Here is a 13,593-nt window from a genome sequence, read left to right as displayed (position 1 = left end):
CGGTCCCCTACCCGCCGTAGGCTGATGGACAGCACCGGTGGGGGCCGGTGCTGTTTCAGGGGATGAGACAGTCGGACACGGCGCCCGGACGGGTGGCGGCCGGTCCACGGCGGCGGCCGTGGACGGCGGTGGCCCAGCGGTCCGGGCGCCGTGTCCGCAGCGGTCCGTCCCCGGCGGGGCAGGCCGCACGGGGCGCCCCGGGAGCTGACGCGGCATGGGGGTGTCTGTGGCTCGTATCCGGGTTCTGGTGGTCGACGACCACCGCATCTTTGCCGAATCCCTCGCGGCGGCCCTCGCCGCGGAACCGGACGTCGACGTGTCGGCGGCGGGCAGTGGTCCCGCCGCGGTGCGGTGTCTGGAGCGCGCGGGCACCGAGGGACGCCCCTACGACGTGATGCTGGTCGACGCCGAGCTGGGCGTCGTGCCCGCGGGCCGCACTCCCGTCGTGCCCGCGCCGCGGGCGCCGGACGGGCAGGGCCCGGTGGACGGAATCTCGCTGGTCGCCGAGGTGCGGGCGGGCCGGCCGTCGATGCGTACCGTGGTGCTCGCCGAGAGGGACGACCCGCGCCGGGCCGCGCTGGCACTGCAGGCGGGCGCGTCGGGGTGGGTCGCCAAGGACTGTTCGCTGCAGCGGCTGCTGACGGTCGTCCGGGGTGTGCTGCGGGACGAGACGCATCTGCCGGCCGCCCTGCTCACCGGTGTCCTGCGGGAGCTGACCGCCGCGCGCAAGCACCGTACGGAGGGCGAGCAGCTCGTGGAGTCGCTGACGCCGCGCGAGCGCGAGGTGCTGCGCTGCATGGTGGCGGGGCTGGGTCGCAAGGCGGTCGCCGAGCGGCTCTTCCTCTCCCCGCACACGGTGCGTACGCACATGCAGAACGTGCTGGGGAAGCTGGGCGTGCACTCGACGCTGGCCGCGGTGGCGCTGGCCCGGCGGGCCGGTGTGGGGCCGGCCGACCTAGGGCCTGTAGTGAGTTGCCCCGCGACGCCGCGGGACAACTCACTACCGGTCCTAACCGGGGATGTTGTCGAACGGGGCGGTCAACTGGCGTAGCAGACCGGCCAGTTCGGCGCGCTGCCGGGGGGAGAGCTCGCCGAGGATGGTGCGCTCCTGGGCGAGCAGCCCGGCCAGCGACTGGTCGGCCTTGTCGCGGCCCAGGTCCGTCAGCCGTACGAGGACGCCGCGGCGGTCGCTCGGGTCGGGCAGCCGCTCGACGAGGTTCTTCTTGGTGAGCCGGTCGATGCGGTTCGTCATCGTGCCCGAGGTGACGAGTGTCTGGGTGAGGAGCTGGCCGGGGGAGAGCTGGTACGGTGCGCCGGCGCGGCGCAGGGACGTCAGGACGTCGAACTCCCACGGCTCCAGACTGTGCTCGGCGAAGGCGATCCTGCGGGCCCGGTCGAGATGGCGGGCCAGGCGGGAGACGCGGCTCAGGACCTCGAGTGGTTCCACGTCGAGGTCGGGGCGCTCGCGGCGCCATGCAGCGACCAGTCGGTCGACCTCGTCCTCCATGTCGATCAGTGTAGAGGGTCCCTCGACATGAAGTCTCTTGAATTCAAGTGTCTTGACATCAAGATATCCCCCCGGTGATCCTGGGCGCATGAGCGCACCGACCTGGGACCCGCGACAGTACCTGCGCCACGCGGACCACCGCACCCGGCCCTTCCACGATCTCCTGGCCCGGATCGGGCCGCTTCCCCACGACCCCGCCCCACGGATCGCCGACCTGGGCTGCGGCCCCGGCAACGTCACGGCCCTGCTCGCCGACCGGTGGCCACAGGCCCGCGTCACCGGGTACGACAACTCCCCCCAGATGCTGGAGCGGGCCCGCGCCCACGCGGGACCCCGGCTCGACTTCGCCGAGGCCGACGCCGCGACCTGGATCCCGGACGAGCCGTACGACCTCATCGTCTCCAACGCCCTGCTCCAATGGGTCCCCGGCCATGCCGACCGCATCCCCGTCTGGCTCGACGCCCTCACCCCCGGCGGCGTCCTCGCCTTCCAGGTCCCCGGCAACTTCGGCGCCCCCAGCCACACCCTCCTGCGCCAACTGGCCGGGTCCCCGGCCTGGCGCGACCGGCTCGGCGGTCTGCTACGCCACGACGACGCGGTCCTCACCCCGGCGGAGTACCTGCGCCACCTCACCGCGCCCGGCCGTACGGCCGACGTCTGGGAGACCACCTACCTGCACCTGCTCCAGGGGGAGGACGCCGTCCTGGACTGGGTGAAGGGGACCGGCCTGCGCCCCGTCCTCACCGCCCTCGCCGACGACCCCGACGCACGCGACGCCTTCGTCACCGAATACCGCGACCTGCTGCGCCCCGTCTACCCGGCGGGCCCGCACGGCACGGTGTTCCCGTTCCGCCGCGTCTTCGCGGTGACCAGGACTGCCGGGTGAGCGCTCAGAGCCGATCGAGAGCTTCCGGCGAGATGTCGACATCGACGGGGAACGGAACCCCGGTCTTGAGCCGGTCATGGTGGATGCCCGTCAGGGCGTACGCCTTGTTCACCGGGTCCAGTTCGTAGACCCGCACGACCGGGTGCCGGTCGCTGCCGGCCATCTCGACCAGCCAGAAGTGCGGGATGCCGGCCGCCGCGTACTTCTGCGGCTTGGTGTCACGGTCCCGCGCCTCGGAGTCCGGCGAGACCACCTCGACGGCGAGCAGCACGTCGGCGGCCTCGAACCGGGTCAGCTCCCGGCTGGTGACCGCTTCCGCCCGGACGACGGAGACATCCGGCTCCGGCCCGTTGCGGCGGTCGAGGACCACGGTCATCTCGCGCACGACCTTCAGCTCACGGGGCGCACTGCTGCGCAGCCCGTAGGTCAGCAGGTCGATCACGAGGCTGTGAAAGATGCGCTGCGGACTCACGAAGATCAGGCTCCCGTCGAGCAATTCCGTGTGCGGCGGGAGATCGGGCAGCGTGAACAGATCGTCCACGGTGTATCCGTCCTGCGGGGGCACCGGCCAGCGGGAGCTGTGCGCGGTGGTCGGCTCGGCGGTCATGGTTCCTCCCATGGACGAATCCTCTGCCCTCCCGACCACGGTACGGCCGGGAATCCGCAGGCGTCATCACGACGGGTGACGAAGGACGCGGTGACGGGACGGGCTCGCGCCGGAGTGCCGGTCAGCTCTTCCGGTGCCCGATCAGCCGCGGCTTCGCCTCCAGGTTCTCCAGGCCGTGCCAGCAGAGGTTCACCAGGTGGGCCGCGACCTCCGCCTTCTTCGGCTTGCGGACGTCCAGCCACCACTGGCCGGTCAGTGCCACCATGCCGACCAGCGCCTGCGCGTACAGCGGCGCCAGCTTCGGGTCGAAGCCGCGGGCCTTGAACTCCAGGCCGAGGATGTCCTCGACCTGGGTCGCGATGTCGCTGATCAGCGAGGCGAAGGTCCCCGTGGACTGCGCGACCGGAGAGTCCCGGACCAGGATCCGGAACCCGTCCGTGTACGTCTCGATGTAGTCGAGCAGCGCGAACGCCGCCTGCTCCAGGAGCTCCCGCGGATGACCTGCCGTGAGGGCGCCGGTCACCAGGTCCAGGAGCTGGCGCATCTCGCGGTCGACGACCACGGCGTACAGCCCCTCCTTGCCGCCGAAGTGCTCGTACACCACCGGCTTGGACACTCCGGCGCGCGCCGCGATCTCCTCGACCGAGGTGCCCTCGAAACCCTTGTCGGCGAACAGGGCGCGGCCGATGTCCAGCAGTTGCTCGCGGCGCTCCTTGCCCGTCATCCGGACCCGCCTGGTCCGGCGCGCAGGGGCAGTCCTGCTCTTCTCGCCGCTGGTGCTTCCGTCGGTCGCCACGTCGTCAATCATGCAGGGTCGGCCGTCGCGGGCTTGCGCCGGGCGGCGATACGCGAGGCGTCGGGCCAGCGCACGTCGTGCGCCCAGCCCAGCTTCTCGAACCAGCGGATCAGCCGGGCGCTCGAATCGATCTGTCCCCTCAGCACGCCGTGCCGCGCGCTCGTCGGGTCGGCGTGGTGCAGGTTGTGCCAGGACTCGCCGCACGAGAGGACCGCCAGCCACCAGACGTTCCCCGACCGGTCGCGGGACTTGAAGGGCCGCTTGCCGACGGCGTGGCAGATCGAGTTGATCGACCAGGTCACGTGGTGCAGCAGGGCTACCCGGACCAGCGAACCCCAGAAGAACGCGGTGAACGCACCCCACCACGACATGGTCACCAGGCCGCCGACCAGCGGCGGAATGGCCAGCGAGGCGATGGTGAAGGAGAGGAAGTGACGCGAGATGGCACGCATGGCCGGGTCCTGGACCAGGTCCGGGGCGTACTTCTGCTGGGGTGTCTGCTCCTCGTTGAACATCCAGCCGATGTGCGCCCACCACAGGCCCTTCAGCAGGGCCGGCAGGTTCTCGCCGAACCGCCACGGCGAGTGCGGGTCGCCCTCCGCGTCGGAGAACCGGTGGTGCTTGCGGTGATCGGCCACCCAGCGCACCAGTGGTCCCTCGACCGCCATCGACCCCGCGACGGCCAGGGTGATGCGCAGCGGCCGGGAGGCCTTGAAGGAGCCGTGCGTGAAGTAGCGGTGGAAGCCGATCGTCACGCCGTGGCAGCCCCAGTAGTACATGACGACCAGCAGTCCGAGGTCGAGCCAGCTGACACCGCGTCCCCACGCCAGCGGCACCGCCGCGACCAGGGCCGCGAAGGGCACCACGATGAACAGCAGCAGCGCGATCTGCTCGACGGAACGCTTCTTGTCACCGCCGAGTGTGGCGGAGGCGGAGGCGGGTACGGTCCCGGCGGCCGCCGTCGGCAGGCCGTCGTCGATCACATCGGGGCGGGTAGGCATCGGCAGTCCCCCGTGGGGTGAGGAAATATGACGAAATGACCGGGCTACGCTTCCGTAACCTACGGCAACGTAAGTATGGCAGCGAAGAGGCCCGCAACACGAGAGCGCCGCCACGGGAACCCCTGGGGGCACCGCCGACACCCCCCGTGACGGATACCCCCCGGGGCAGCGAGCACGCCGAAGCCCCGGACACCTATCCTGGGTGGGTCGGACAGCGCGGTCCGCACTCTGCTTTCCCGGGTGACGTCAGTACCGCGACAACCCCGGACCCCCTGTGACAGAAGTGCTCAACCACTGCAAGGAGCCGCACACTGTGAGCAGTGCCGACCAGACCCCTGCCGCCAGCACCGAGCTGCGCGCGGACATCCGCCGCCTCGGCGACCTGCTGGGCGAGACCCTCGTACGCCAGGAGGGGCAGGAGCTCCTCGACCTCGTCGAGCGCGTCCGCGCCCTGACCCGCACCGACGGCGAGGCCGCGGCCGAGCTCCTCGGCGACACCGACCTGGAGACCGCCGCACAGCTCGTGCGCGCCTTCTCCACCTACTTCCACCTCGCCAACGTCACCGAGCAGGTCCACCGCGCCCACGAGATGCGCGACCGCCGGGCCGCCGAGGGCGGGCTCCTGGCCCGCACCGCCGACCGCCTCAAGGACGCCGACCCCGAGCACCTGCGCGAGACCGTCAAGAACCTCAACGTACGGCCCGTCTTCACCGCCCACCCCACCGAAGCCGCCCGCCGCTCCGTACTCAACAAGCTCCGCCGCATCGCCGCGCTCCTGGAAACCCCCGTCATCGAGGCCGACCGCCGCCGCCAGGACCTGCGGCTCGCCGAGAACATCGACCTCATCTGGCAGACGGACGAACTCCGCGTCGTACGCCCCGAACCGGCCGACGAGGCCCGCAACGCCATCTACTACCTCGACGAGCTCCACGCCAACGCCGTCGGCGACGTCCTGGAGGACCTCGCCGCCGAACTCGAACGCGTCGGCGTCGAACTGCCCGCAGGCACCCGCCCCCTCACCTTCGGCACCTGGATCGGCGGCGACCGCGACGGCAACCCCAACGTGACGCCCGCCGTCACCTGGGACGTCCTGATCCTCCAGCACGAACACGGCATCACCGACGCCCTCGAACTCATCGACCACCTGCGCGGACTGCTCTCCAACTCCATCCGCTACACCGGAGCCACCGACGAGCTCCTCACCTCCCTCCAGACCGACCTGGAGCGCCTCCCCGAGATCAGCCCCCGCTACAAGCGGCTGAACGCCGAGGAGCCCTACCGGCTCAAGGCCACCTGCATCCGCCAGAAGCTCGTGAACACCCGCGAGCGCCTCGCCTCCGGCACCCCCCACCGCCCCGGCTGCGACTACCTCGGCACCGCGGAACTCATCGCCGACCTGGTCCTCATCCAGACCTCGCTCCGCGAGCACCGCGGCGGACTCTTCGCCGACGGCCGCATGGACCGCACCATCCGCACCCTCGCCGCCTTCGGCCTCCAGCTCGCCACCATGGACGTCCGCGAACACGCCGACGCCCACCACCACGCCCTCGGCCAGCTCTTCGACCGGCTCGGCGAGGAATCCTGGCGCTACGCCGACATGCCCCGCGACTACCGGCAGAAGCTCCTCGCCAAGGAACTCCGCTCCCGCCGCCCCCTCGCCCCCACACCCGCCCCGCTCGACGCCGCCGGCGAGAAGACCCTCGGCGTCTTCCACACCATCAAGCAGGCCTTCGAGCGCTTCGGCCCCGAGGTCATCGAGTCCTACATCATCTCGATGTGCCAGGGCGCCGACGACGTCTTCGCCGCCGCCGTCCTCGCCCGTGAGGCCGGACTCGTCGACCTCCACGGGGGCTGGGCCAAGATCGGTATCGTCCCCCTCCTGGAGACCACCGACGAGCTCAAGGCCGCCGACGTCATCCTCGACGAGATGCTCGCCGACCCGTCCTACCGCCGCCTGGTCTCCCTGCGCGGAGACGTCCAGGAGGTCATGCTCGGCTACTCCGACTCCTCCAAGTTCGGCGGCATCACCACCTCCCAGTGGGAGATCCACCGCGCCCAGCGCCGGCTCCGCGACGTGGCCCACCGCTACGGCGTACGCCTGCGCCTCTTCCACGGCCGCGGCGGCACCGTCGGCCGCGGCGGCGGCCCCTCCCACGACGCGATCCTCGCCCAGCCCTGGGGCACCCTCGAAGGCGAGATCAAGGTCACCGAACAGGGCGAGGTCATCTCCGACAAGTACCTCATCCCCGCCCTCGCCCGGGAGAACCTGGAGCTGACCGTCGCGGCCACCCTCCAGGCCTCCGCGCTCCACACCGCGCCCCGCCAGTCCGACGAAGCGCTCGCCCGTTGGGACGCGGCCATGGACACCGTCTCCGACGCCGCCCACCACGCCTACCGCAAGCTCGTCGAGGACCCCGACCTGCCGGCGTACTTCCTCGCCTCCACCCCGGTGGACCAGCTCGCCGACCTGCACCTGGGCTCGCGGCCCTCCCGCCGCCCCGGCTCGGGCGTCTCGCTCGACGGCCTGCGCGCCATCCCCTGGGTCTTCGGCTGGACCCAGTCACGGCAGATCGTCCCCGGCTGGTTCGGCGTCGGCTCCGGCCTCAAGGCCCTGCGCGAAGCCGGCCTCGACACCGTCCTGGACGAGATGCACGAACAGTGGCACTTCTTCCGGAACTTCATCTCCAACGTGGAGATGACCCTCGCCAAGACCGACCTGCGCATCGCCCGGCACTACGTCGACACCCTCGTACCCGACGAGCTCACGCACGTCTTCGACGTCATCGAGGCCGAACACGCCCTCACCGTGCAGGAAGTCCTCAAGGTCACCGGCGGCAAGGAACTCCTGGACACCAGCCCGGTGCTCCAGCAGACCTTCGCCATCCGTGACGCCTACCTGGACCCGATCTCCTACCTCCAGGTGTCCCTGCTCGCCCGCCAGCGCCAGGCCGCCGAACGCGGCGAAGACCCGGACCCGCTGCTCGCCCGCGCCCTGCTCCTCACCGTCAACGGTGTCGCGGCCGGCCTCCGCAACACCGGCTGACCCGCAGGGGGACGCGCGGCACCGGCGTCCCCGGCGAGAACACGCGCGGGTGCGGTCCTGTCACAGGGCGACGAACGTCGCCGCCAGCAGGACCGCACCCGCGATCCCCGCGCCCCACGCCGTACGCGTCATCCGCAGCCCACCGCCGATCAGGAACGCGGCCAGCACCAGGGCTCCGCCGAACGGCACCCACGCGTGCAGGAGCCCCGCCGTCCCCGTCCGCACGACCTCGCCGGTCCCGGGCTTCACCACGACGGGGAAGCGGTCGCCCTTGCGCACCGCGACGGACCGCTCGATCGTCACCCCGGTCCGCTCCCGCGACTTCGCGTCCGGCGCGAACGAACCCGAACACACGTCCTCACCGCAGCCCGTGACGGCCATCGTGCCGTGCTCGCGGCCCGTTGCCAGGACGATGTGGTGCGCCGTGTTCCACGAGGTCCAGGCGCCGGCGACCAGCAGCAGGAGGACCACGCAGCCCGCCGCGAACGAACGGCCGTGGGCCAGCAGCCGGTGGGAGGAGCTCCGCTTCATGGGGGCCGATCTTTGGGCAGAGCCGTCCCCTCGGTCAACCTGTGGCCGAAAAAGGCCCGGGAACCAGCGGGAATGTCAGGAGTTGTACGTGGACTGGGCCCGCTCCAGCCCGTCCGCCAGCAACGACTCGACGGAGTCGGCCGCCCGGTCCACCAGATACGCCAGCTCCTTGCGCTCCGCGCCCGAGAAGTCCTTGAGCACGAAGTCCGCGACCTGCATGCGCCCCGGCGGCCGGCCGATCCCGAACCGCACCCGGTGGTAGTCCGGGCCCATCGCCTTCGTCATCGACTTCAGCCCGTTGTGCCCGTTGTCACCGCCCCCCAGCTTCAGCCGCAGCACCCCGAAGTCGATGTCCAACTCGTCGTGCACGGCCACGACGTGGTCCGTGGGCACCTTGTAGAAGTCCCGCAGCGCGGTCACGGGCCCCCCGGAGAGGTTCATGAACGACATCGGCTTGGCCAGCACCACACGGCGGCTCGACGGCCCCGGCGGACCCATCCGGCCCTCCACGACCTGCGCCTGCGCCTTCTGCGCGCGCTTGAACTTCCCGCCGACCCGCTCCGCCAGCAGATCGGCGACCATGAACCCGACGTTGTGCCGGTTCGCTGCGTACTCGGGGCCGGGGTTGCCGAGGCCCACGATCAGCCAGGGGTCGGTGGCGTCGGACATCTGTGCTCGGTCTCCTCGCGGTACGGACGACTGGTGCGGGAACAGGGGGTCGCGGGCCACGGGCACAGGCATGCGCGCCCGCGTACGGGAAACGGGGCGGCGGGCCCCCGAAGGGAACCGCCACCCCGTCAGTCAAGCAGGTGGGGTGAGGCTCAGGCCTCGGTGCCCGTGGCCTCGGCGCCCTCGGCAGCCGGCTCCTCGGCCTGCGCGGAGACGACCTGGAGCACGACGGCGTCCTCGTCACCGGCCAGCACCGAACCCGACGGCAGCGGGATGTCCTTGGCGAGGATCGAGTCACCGGCGTCCAGGCCCGCGACGGAGACCGTCACGGACTCGGGGATGTGGGTGGCCTCGGCCTCGACGAGCAGCGTGTTCTGGACGTACTCGAGCAGGTTGCCGCCCGGGGCCAGGTCGCCCTCGACGTGCACCGCGATCTCGACCTCGACCTTTTCGCCGCGCGTCACGGTCAGCAGGTCGACGTGCTCGATGTTGCCCTTGATGGCGTTGCGCTGCACGGCCTTCGGGATGACCAGGGCGTTCTTGCCGTTGATCTCGAGACCGATCAGGACGTTGGCCGTACGGAGCGCCAGAAGCAGCTCGTGACCCGGCAGCGTGATGTGGACCGGCTCGGCACCGTGGCCGTAGACGACCGCGGGGACCAGGTTGGCACGACGGGTACGGCGGGCGGCGCCCTTGCCGAACTCGGTACGGACCTCTGCGGCGAGCTTGATCTCGGCCATGATGCACTCCTCGTAAGGTGAAAAGACGACTGGCGGTCACCCGGCCCACGACAGGCCTGCTACGAAGAGCGCGTCGATAACGGACCGCCGCACCAACAGGTACGGCCTCCCTCGCCGAGCAACTCGCTGAGTCTACCCGCCGGGGAGGCCGCGCCCCAAGTGGATCACCCGCAGGTGACCGCCGCCGTACTACTCGCCGTCGCCCTGCTCCTCGAAGAGGCTCGTCACCGAGCCGTCCTCGAAGACCTCACGCACCGCGCGCGCGATCGTCGGCGCGATGGACAGCACCGTGATCTTGTCGATCTCCAGCTCGCCCGGGGTCGGCAGGGTGTCCGTGAAGACGAACTCGCTCACCTTGGAGTTCTTCAGACGGTCCGCGGCGGGTCCGGACAGCACACCGTGCGTCGCCGTCACGATGACGTCCGCCGCACCGTGCGCGAACAGGGCGTCGGCGGCGGCGCAGATCGTGCCACCGGTGTCGATCATGTCGTCCACCAGGACACACACCCGGCCCTCGACGTTGCCGACGACCTCGTGGACGCTGACCTGGTTCGGCACGTCCTTGTCACGGCGCTTGTGCACGATCGCCAGCGGCGCGTCCAGACGGTCGCACCAGCGGTCGGCGACACGCACCCGGCCGGCGTCCGGCGAGACGATCGTCAGCTTCGAGCGGTCGACCTTGGCACCGACGTAGTCGGCCAGTATCGGCAGCGCGAACAGGTGGTCCACCGGGCCGTCGAAGAAGCCCTGGATCTGGTCGGTGTGCAGGTCCACGGTGAGGATGCGGTCGGCACCCGCCGTCTTCATCAGGTCGGCGATCAGCCGCGCCGAGATCGGCTCGCGGCCGCGGTGCTTCTTGTCCTGACGGGCATAGCCGTAGAACGGCACGATCACCGTGATCGACCGGGCGGACGCGCGCTTCAGCGCGTCCAGCATGATGAGCTGCTCCATGATCCACTTGTTGATCGGAGCCGTGTGGCTCTGGATCAGGAAGCAGTCGGCACCGCGGGCGGACTCCTGGAACCGCACGTAGATCTCACCGTTGGCGAAATCGAAGGCCTTCGTCGGCACGAGGCCGACACCCAGCTGATGTGCGACCTCCTCGGCCAGCTCGGGGTGGGCGCGGCCGGAGAAGAGCATCAGTTTCTTCTCGCCGGTCGTCTTGATCCCGGTCACAGCACAGTCTCCTCAGACGTGTATCTGGCCCCGCGCGCAGGTGTCCCGATGTGCGACGAGCCAGCCGAAATGGGTGAGCATCTATCACGGTACGCCGCCTGGGGCGCACCTGTTTCCGGTCAGCTTTCGCCGCCGGCCTCCTCCGAGGCCGCCTGAGCCGCCTGAGCAGCCGCGCTGCCGGGACGCTTCCGCGCCACCCAGCCCTCGATATTCCGCTGCTGGCCCCGTGCCACGGCCAGTGAGCCGGCCGGCACGTCCTTCGTGATGACCGAACCGGCCGCGGTGTACACGCCGTCCCCGACCGTGACAGGCGCCACAAACATATTGTCGGAGCCGGTCCGGCAGTGTGACCCGATCGTCGTGTGGTGCTTGGCCACCCCGTCGTAGTTGACGAAGACGCTGGCCGCACCGATGTTCGTGTGGTCGCCGATCGTCGCGTCGCCGACGTAGCTCAGGTGGGGGACCTTGGTGCCCTCGCCGATCGTGGCGTTCTTCATCTCGACGTACGTACCGGCCTTCGACCTCGCCCCCAGCCGCGTGCCCGGCCGCAGGTAGGCGAACGGCCCGACGGTCGCCCCGGGGCCCACCTCGGCGCCGTCCGCGACCGTGTTGTCCACCCGGGCGCCCGCGTGCACCACGGTGTCCGTCAGCCGGGAGTTCGGGCCCACCTCGGCGTCCTCCGCGAGGTGCGTCGTACCCAGCAGCTGCGTCCCCGGGTGAACGACCGCGTCACGCTCGTACGTCACCGTCACGTCGATCCACGTCGACGCCGGGTCCACCACGCTCACGCCCGCCAGCATGGCGCGCTCCAGCAGGCGCTCGTTGAGCAGCCGCCGGGCCTCGGCCAGCTGGAGCCGGTTGTTGATGCCGAGGATCTCCCGGTGGTCACCGGCGACCGAGGCGCCCACCCGGTGGCCCGCCTCGCGCAGGATCGACAGCACGTCGGTGAGGTACTCCTCGCCCTGGCTGTTGTCGGTGCGCAGCTTGCCGAGCGCGTCGCTCAGCAGCCGCCCGTCGAACGCGAACACCCCGGAGTTGATCTCCCGGATACCGCGCTGCGCGACGGTGGCGTCCTTGTGCTCGACGATCTGGGTGACCGCCCCGGTGGCCGCGTCCCGGACGATCCGGCCGTAGCCGGTGGCGTCCGGGACCTCGGCGGTCAGCACGGTGACGGCGTTGGAGTCCGCGGTGTGGGTGGCGGCGAGCGCGGCGAGGGTCTCGCCGGAGAGCAGCGGGGTGTCCCCGCAGACGACGACGACGGTGCCGTCGACGACGCCGCCGAGCTCCTCGAGCCCCATGCGCACGGCGTGCCCGGTGCCGTTCTGCTCGGCCTGGTAGGCGGTGCGCACGGGCACGTCCCCGGCGGAGAGGTGGGCGGTGACCTGCTCGCTCGCGTGACCGACGACCACGACGAGGTGCTGGGGGTCCAGCTCGCGGGAGGCGGCGACGACATGTCCGACGAGCGAGCGCCCGGAGATCTCGTGCAGGACCTTGGGGGTCTTCGACTTCATGCGGGTGCCCTCACCCGCTGCGAGGACGACGACGGCGGCCGGGGAGGGGACGCTCACGGATATGCCCTTCGGCTTCGGGTGATGGACATCCGCAGGATACCGGGGGCGTGTACAGCCGAAACGAGCGCGGGCCCCGACCGGTGAGGTCGGGGCCCGGATGCATGGGCTCCGCCGGCTGGATTCGAACCAGCGTCTCAAGGCTCCAAAGGCCTGCGGGATGCCGCTACCCCACGGCGGATCAATGCGTCAGACCCTACCTGAGCCGGAGTTGGGCCTCATCCACGATGCCGTGCCACCAACCCTCGATTCGACGATACAACTCGGCGCCCTGGGAAACGCGGATGACGAGACATCCCCGGTAGGCGTCCCCCACGTTCTTCCGCACGGTCTTCGGACTGTGTTTCTTCAGCGTCGTCTTCTGGAAGGCCGAGGGGTCCACGCCGACCAACTCCGCCCAGTAATGTTCGGCGGCTCGGACATCTGCGGTTTCATGAATCATCAGCCGGTAGCGCAGGCGTTCCGGAACGACACCGATGAGCGCCAGCCACGCTAGGTATACCTCGACCACCCCGGGGTCACTGTTGATGAAAGTGACTGTTTCGCGCCGGTCGTACGGTTTGTCTTTGGAGCCCTCCGCCCAGTAGAGGGCCGCGCCGGCGAGAAGGAGGTCCCGGTCCGTCATGGTGCCGACATCCTTCTTGGCGGTGGCCTTCGTGCGCTGCCGTTCCGCATCGCGCACCGCAAGTTCGTGATCCCAGCGCATCCGGCCTGCGATCCGTGCCTGCTCCATCGCCGACCGGCTGCGCTCGGGCTTCGGCAGGTCCCGCACCCACAATGAGATCGAACCCTTAGAGCACCCCAGCTCCACCTGGATCTGGTCGTAGGTCATCCCCTGGAGCCGCAGCTCCCGGGCCTTCGCGCGCAGGTCGTCCTTGGCGTTCGGGCGCTTCGTCCACTCCGGAGCGGGCTCGCCCTGGAGGAGCCGGTTCAGGATGTCGTTGTTGTCGACGAAGAGTCGGTCGCGGATCTGTCGTCGGCTCAACCCCTCCCGCCGCAGTGCGAGCGCCTTTTCGCGGAGGCCCTCGAAGTCCGCGTACTTACCTGTGGCATGCGTCATACGAACACG

At 70.4% G+C, this 13,593-nt stretch carries 13 protein-coding genes and 1 tRNA gene; 3 read left to right on the top strand and 11 right to left on the bottom strand.

Features of this window, described 5'->3' with window-relative positions:
• The first annotated feature begins 214 nt into the window (after positions 1-214).
• Positions 215-1,051: a response regulator transcription factor gene (locus ACH4VO_RS20905; protein WP_360987185.1), complete on the top strand. Its 837-nt coding sequence runs from the start codon at positions 215-217 to the stop codon at positions 1,049-1,051.
• Here ACH4VO_RS20905 and ACH4VO_RS20900 read toward each other — a convergent pair.
• Positions 1,010-1,507, bottom strand: a complete 498-nt coding sequence (locus ACH4VO_RS20900) for a MarR family transcriptional regulator (RefSeq protein ID WP_360987187.1) — start codon at positions 1,505-1,507, stop codon at positions 1,010-1,012. The genes ACH4VO_RS20905 and ACH4VO_RS20900 overlap by 42 nt on opposite strands.
• An 88-nt stretch (positions 1,508-1,595) precedes the next feature.
• On the opposite strand from ACH4VO_RS20900, the gene ACH4VO_RS20895 reads away from it, so the two are divergent.
• Positions 1,596-2,393 carry a trans-aconitate 2-methyltransferase gene (locus tag ACH4VO_RS20895; protein ID WP_360987189.1) on the top strand — a complete coding sequence of 266 codons (798 nt, stop codon included), beginning with the start codon at positions 1,596-1,598 and terminating at the stop codon, positions 2,391-2,393.
• Between the two features lie 4 nt (positions 2,394-2,397).
• Here ACH4VO_RS20895 and ACH4VO_RS20890 read toward each other — a convergent pair whose 3' ends face one another.
• The 3 genes from ACH4VO_RS20890 to ACH4VO_RS20880 all read right to left on the bottom strand — a co-directional run bounded on the left by ACH4VO_RS20890 (position 2,398) and on the right by ACH4VO_RS20880 (position 4,797).
• Positions 2,398-3,000, bottom strand: a complete 603-nt coding sequence (locus ACH4VO_RS20890) for a Uma2 family endonuclease (RefSeq protein ID WP_360987388.1) — start codon at positions 2,998-3,000, stop codon at positions 2,398-2,400.
• A 121-nt stretch (positions 3,001-3,121) separates the two neighbouring features.
• Positions 3,122-3,808, bottom strand: coding sequence for a TetR/AcrR family transcriptional regulator (locus tag ACH4VO_RS20885; RefSeq protein WP_079159855.1), 687 nt, complete (start codon positions 3,806-3,808; stop codon positions 3,122-3,124).
• The gene (locus tag ACH4VO_RS20880) at positions 3,805-4,797 is read right to left on the bottom strand and encodes a fatty acid desaturase (protein ID WP_360987192.1); all 993 of its coding nucleotides are present in this window, start codon (positions 4,795-4,797) and stop codon (positions 3,805-3,807) included. The genes ACH4VO_RS20885 and ACH4VO_RS20880 overlap by 4 nt, the downstream gene beginning before the upstream one ends.
• Positions 4,798-5,110: 313 nt before the next feature.
• Between ACH4VO_RS20880 and ppc the strand changes: the two genes are divergently transcribed.
• Positions 5,111-7,840, top strand: coding sequence for a phosphoenolpyruvate carboxylase (ppc, locus tag ACH4VO_RS20875; RefSeq protein ID WP_360987194.1), 2,730 nt, complete (start codon positions 5,111-5,113; stop codon positions 7,838-7,840).
• A gap of 60 nt (positions 7,841-7,900) precedes the next feature.
• Here the strand turns inward: ppc and ACH4VO_RS20870 are convergent, their stop codons facing one another.
• From ACH4VO_RS20870 to ACH4VO_RS20840, 7 genes are all read right to left on the bottom strand, one after another.
• Positions 7,901-8,371 (bottom strand): hypothetical protein, encoded by a 471-nt coding sequence (locus ACH4VO_RS20870; protein ID WP_360987196.1) that lies wholly within the window; start codon positions 8,369-8,371, stop codon positions 7,901-7,903.
• Positions 8,372-8,446: 75 nt separating this feature from the next.
• A complete protein-coding gene (pth, locus tag ACH4VO_RS20865) occupies positions 8,447-9,040 on the bottom strand; it encodes an aminoacyl-tRNA hydrolase (RefSeq protein WP_360987198.1) in 594 nt (197 codons plus the stop codon).
• 152 nt (positions 9,041-9,192) lie between these two features.
• Positions 9,193-9,780: a 50S ribosomal protein L25/general stress protein Ctc gene (locus ACH4VO_RS20860; RefSeq protein ID WP_360987200.1), complete on the bottom strand. Its 588-nt coding sequence runs from the start codon at positions 9,778-9,780 to the stop codon at positions 9,193-9,195.
• Between the two features lie 189 nt (positions 9,781-9,969).
• Positions 9,970-10,956: a ribose-phosphate diphosphokinase gene (locus ACH4VO_RS20855; RefSeq protein ID WP_360987202.1), complete on the bottom strand. Its 987-nt coding sequence runs from the start codon at positions 10,954-10,956 to the stop codon at positions 9,970-9,972.
• A gap of 119 nt (positions 10,957-11,075) precedes the next feature.
• Entirely contained in the window at positions 11,076-12,524 is a 1,449-nt protein-coding gene (gene glmU / locus ACH4VO_RS20850) for a bifunctional UDP-N-acetylglucosamine diphosphorylase/glucosamine-1-phosphate N-acetyltransferase GlmU (RefSeq protein ID WP_360987204.1), read from the bottom strand.
• Positions 12,525-12,633: 109 nt separating this feature from the next.
• Positions 12,634-12,705: transfer RNA gene (locus ACH4VO_RS20845), tRNA-Gln, on the bottom strand.
• A gap of 15 nt (positions 12,706-12,720) precedes the next feature.
• Complete coding sequence (locus ACH4VO_RS20840) at positions 12,721-13,584, bottom strand: hypothetical protein (protein WP_360987206.1); 864 nt, start codon at positions 13,582-13,584, stop codon at positions 12,721-12,723.
• Between the last annotated feature and the right edge of the window lie 9 nt (positions 13,585-13,593).

Source organism: Streptomyces sp. NPDC020780, assembly GCF_044334475.1.
Lineage (GTDB): Bacteria > Actinomycetota > Actinomycetes > Streptomycetales > Streptomycetaceae > Streptomyces.
Note: the sequence above shows the minus strand (reverse complement) of the source record. Positions and strands in the feature narration are given on the sequence as shown.

Coding starts and splice junctions, on each gene's coding strand:
- ACH4VO_RS20840 (WP_360987206.1), bottom strand. CDS start 13,584: ATGACGCATGCCACAGGTAAGTACGCGGACTTCGAGGGCCTCCGCGAA.
- ACH4VO_RS20895 (WP_360987189.1), top strand. CDS start 1,596: ATGAGCGCACCGACCTGGGACCCGCGACAGTACCTGCGCCACGCGGAC.
- ACH4VO_RS20870 (WP_360987196.1), bottom strand. CDS start 8,371: ATGAAGCGGAGCTCCTCCCACCGGCTGCTGGCCCACGGCCGTTCGTTC.
- ACH4VO_RS20900 (WP_360987187.1), bottom strand. CDS start 1,507: ATGGAGGACGAGGTCGACCGACTGGTCGCTGCATGGCGCCGCGAGCGC.
- pth (WP_360987198.1), bottom strand. CDS start 9,040: ATGTCCGACGCCACCGACCCCTGGCTGATCGTGGGCCTCGGCAACCCC.
- ACH4VO_RS20885 (WP_079159855.1), bottom strand. CDS start 3,808: ATGATTGACGACGTGGCGACCGACGGAAGCACCAGCGGCGAGAAGAGC.
- ACH4VO_RS20860 (WP_360987200.1), bottom strand. CDS start 9,780: ATGGCCGAGATCAAGCTCGCCGCAGAGGTCCGTACCGAGTTCGGCAAG.
- ACH4VO_RS20880 (WP_360987192.1), bottom strand. CDS start 4,797: ATGCCTACCCGCCCCGATGTGATCGACGACGGCCTGCCGACGGCGGCC.
- ACH4VO_RS20905 (WP_360987185.1), top strand. CDS start 215: ATGGGGGTGTCTGTGGCTCGTATCCGGGTTCTGGTGGTCGACGACCAC.
- ACH4VO_RS20890 (WP_360987388.1), bottom strand. CDS start 3,000: ATGACCGCCGAGCCGACCACCGCGCACAGCTCCCGCTGGCCGGTGCCC.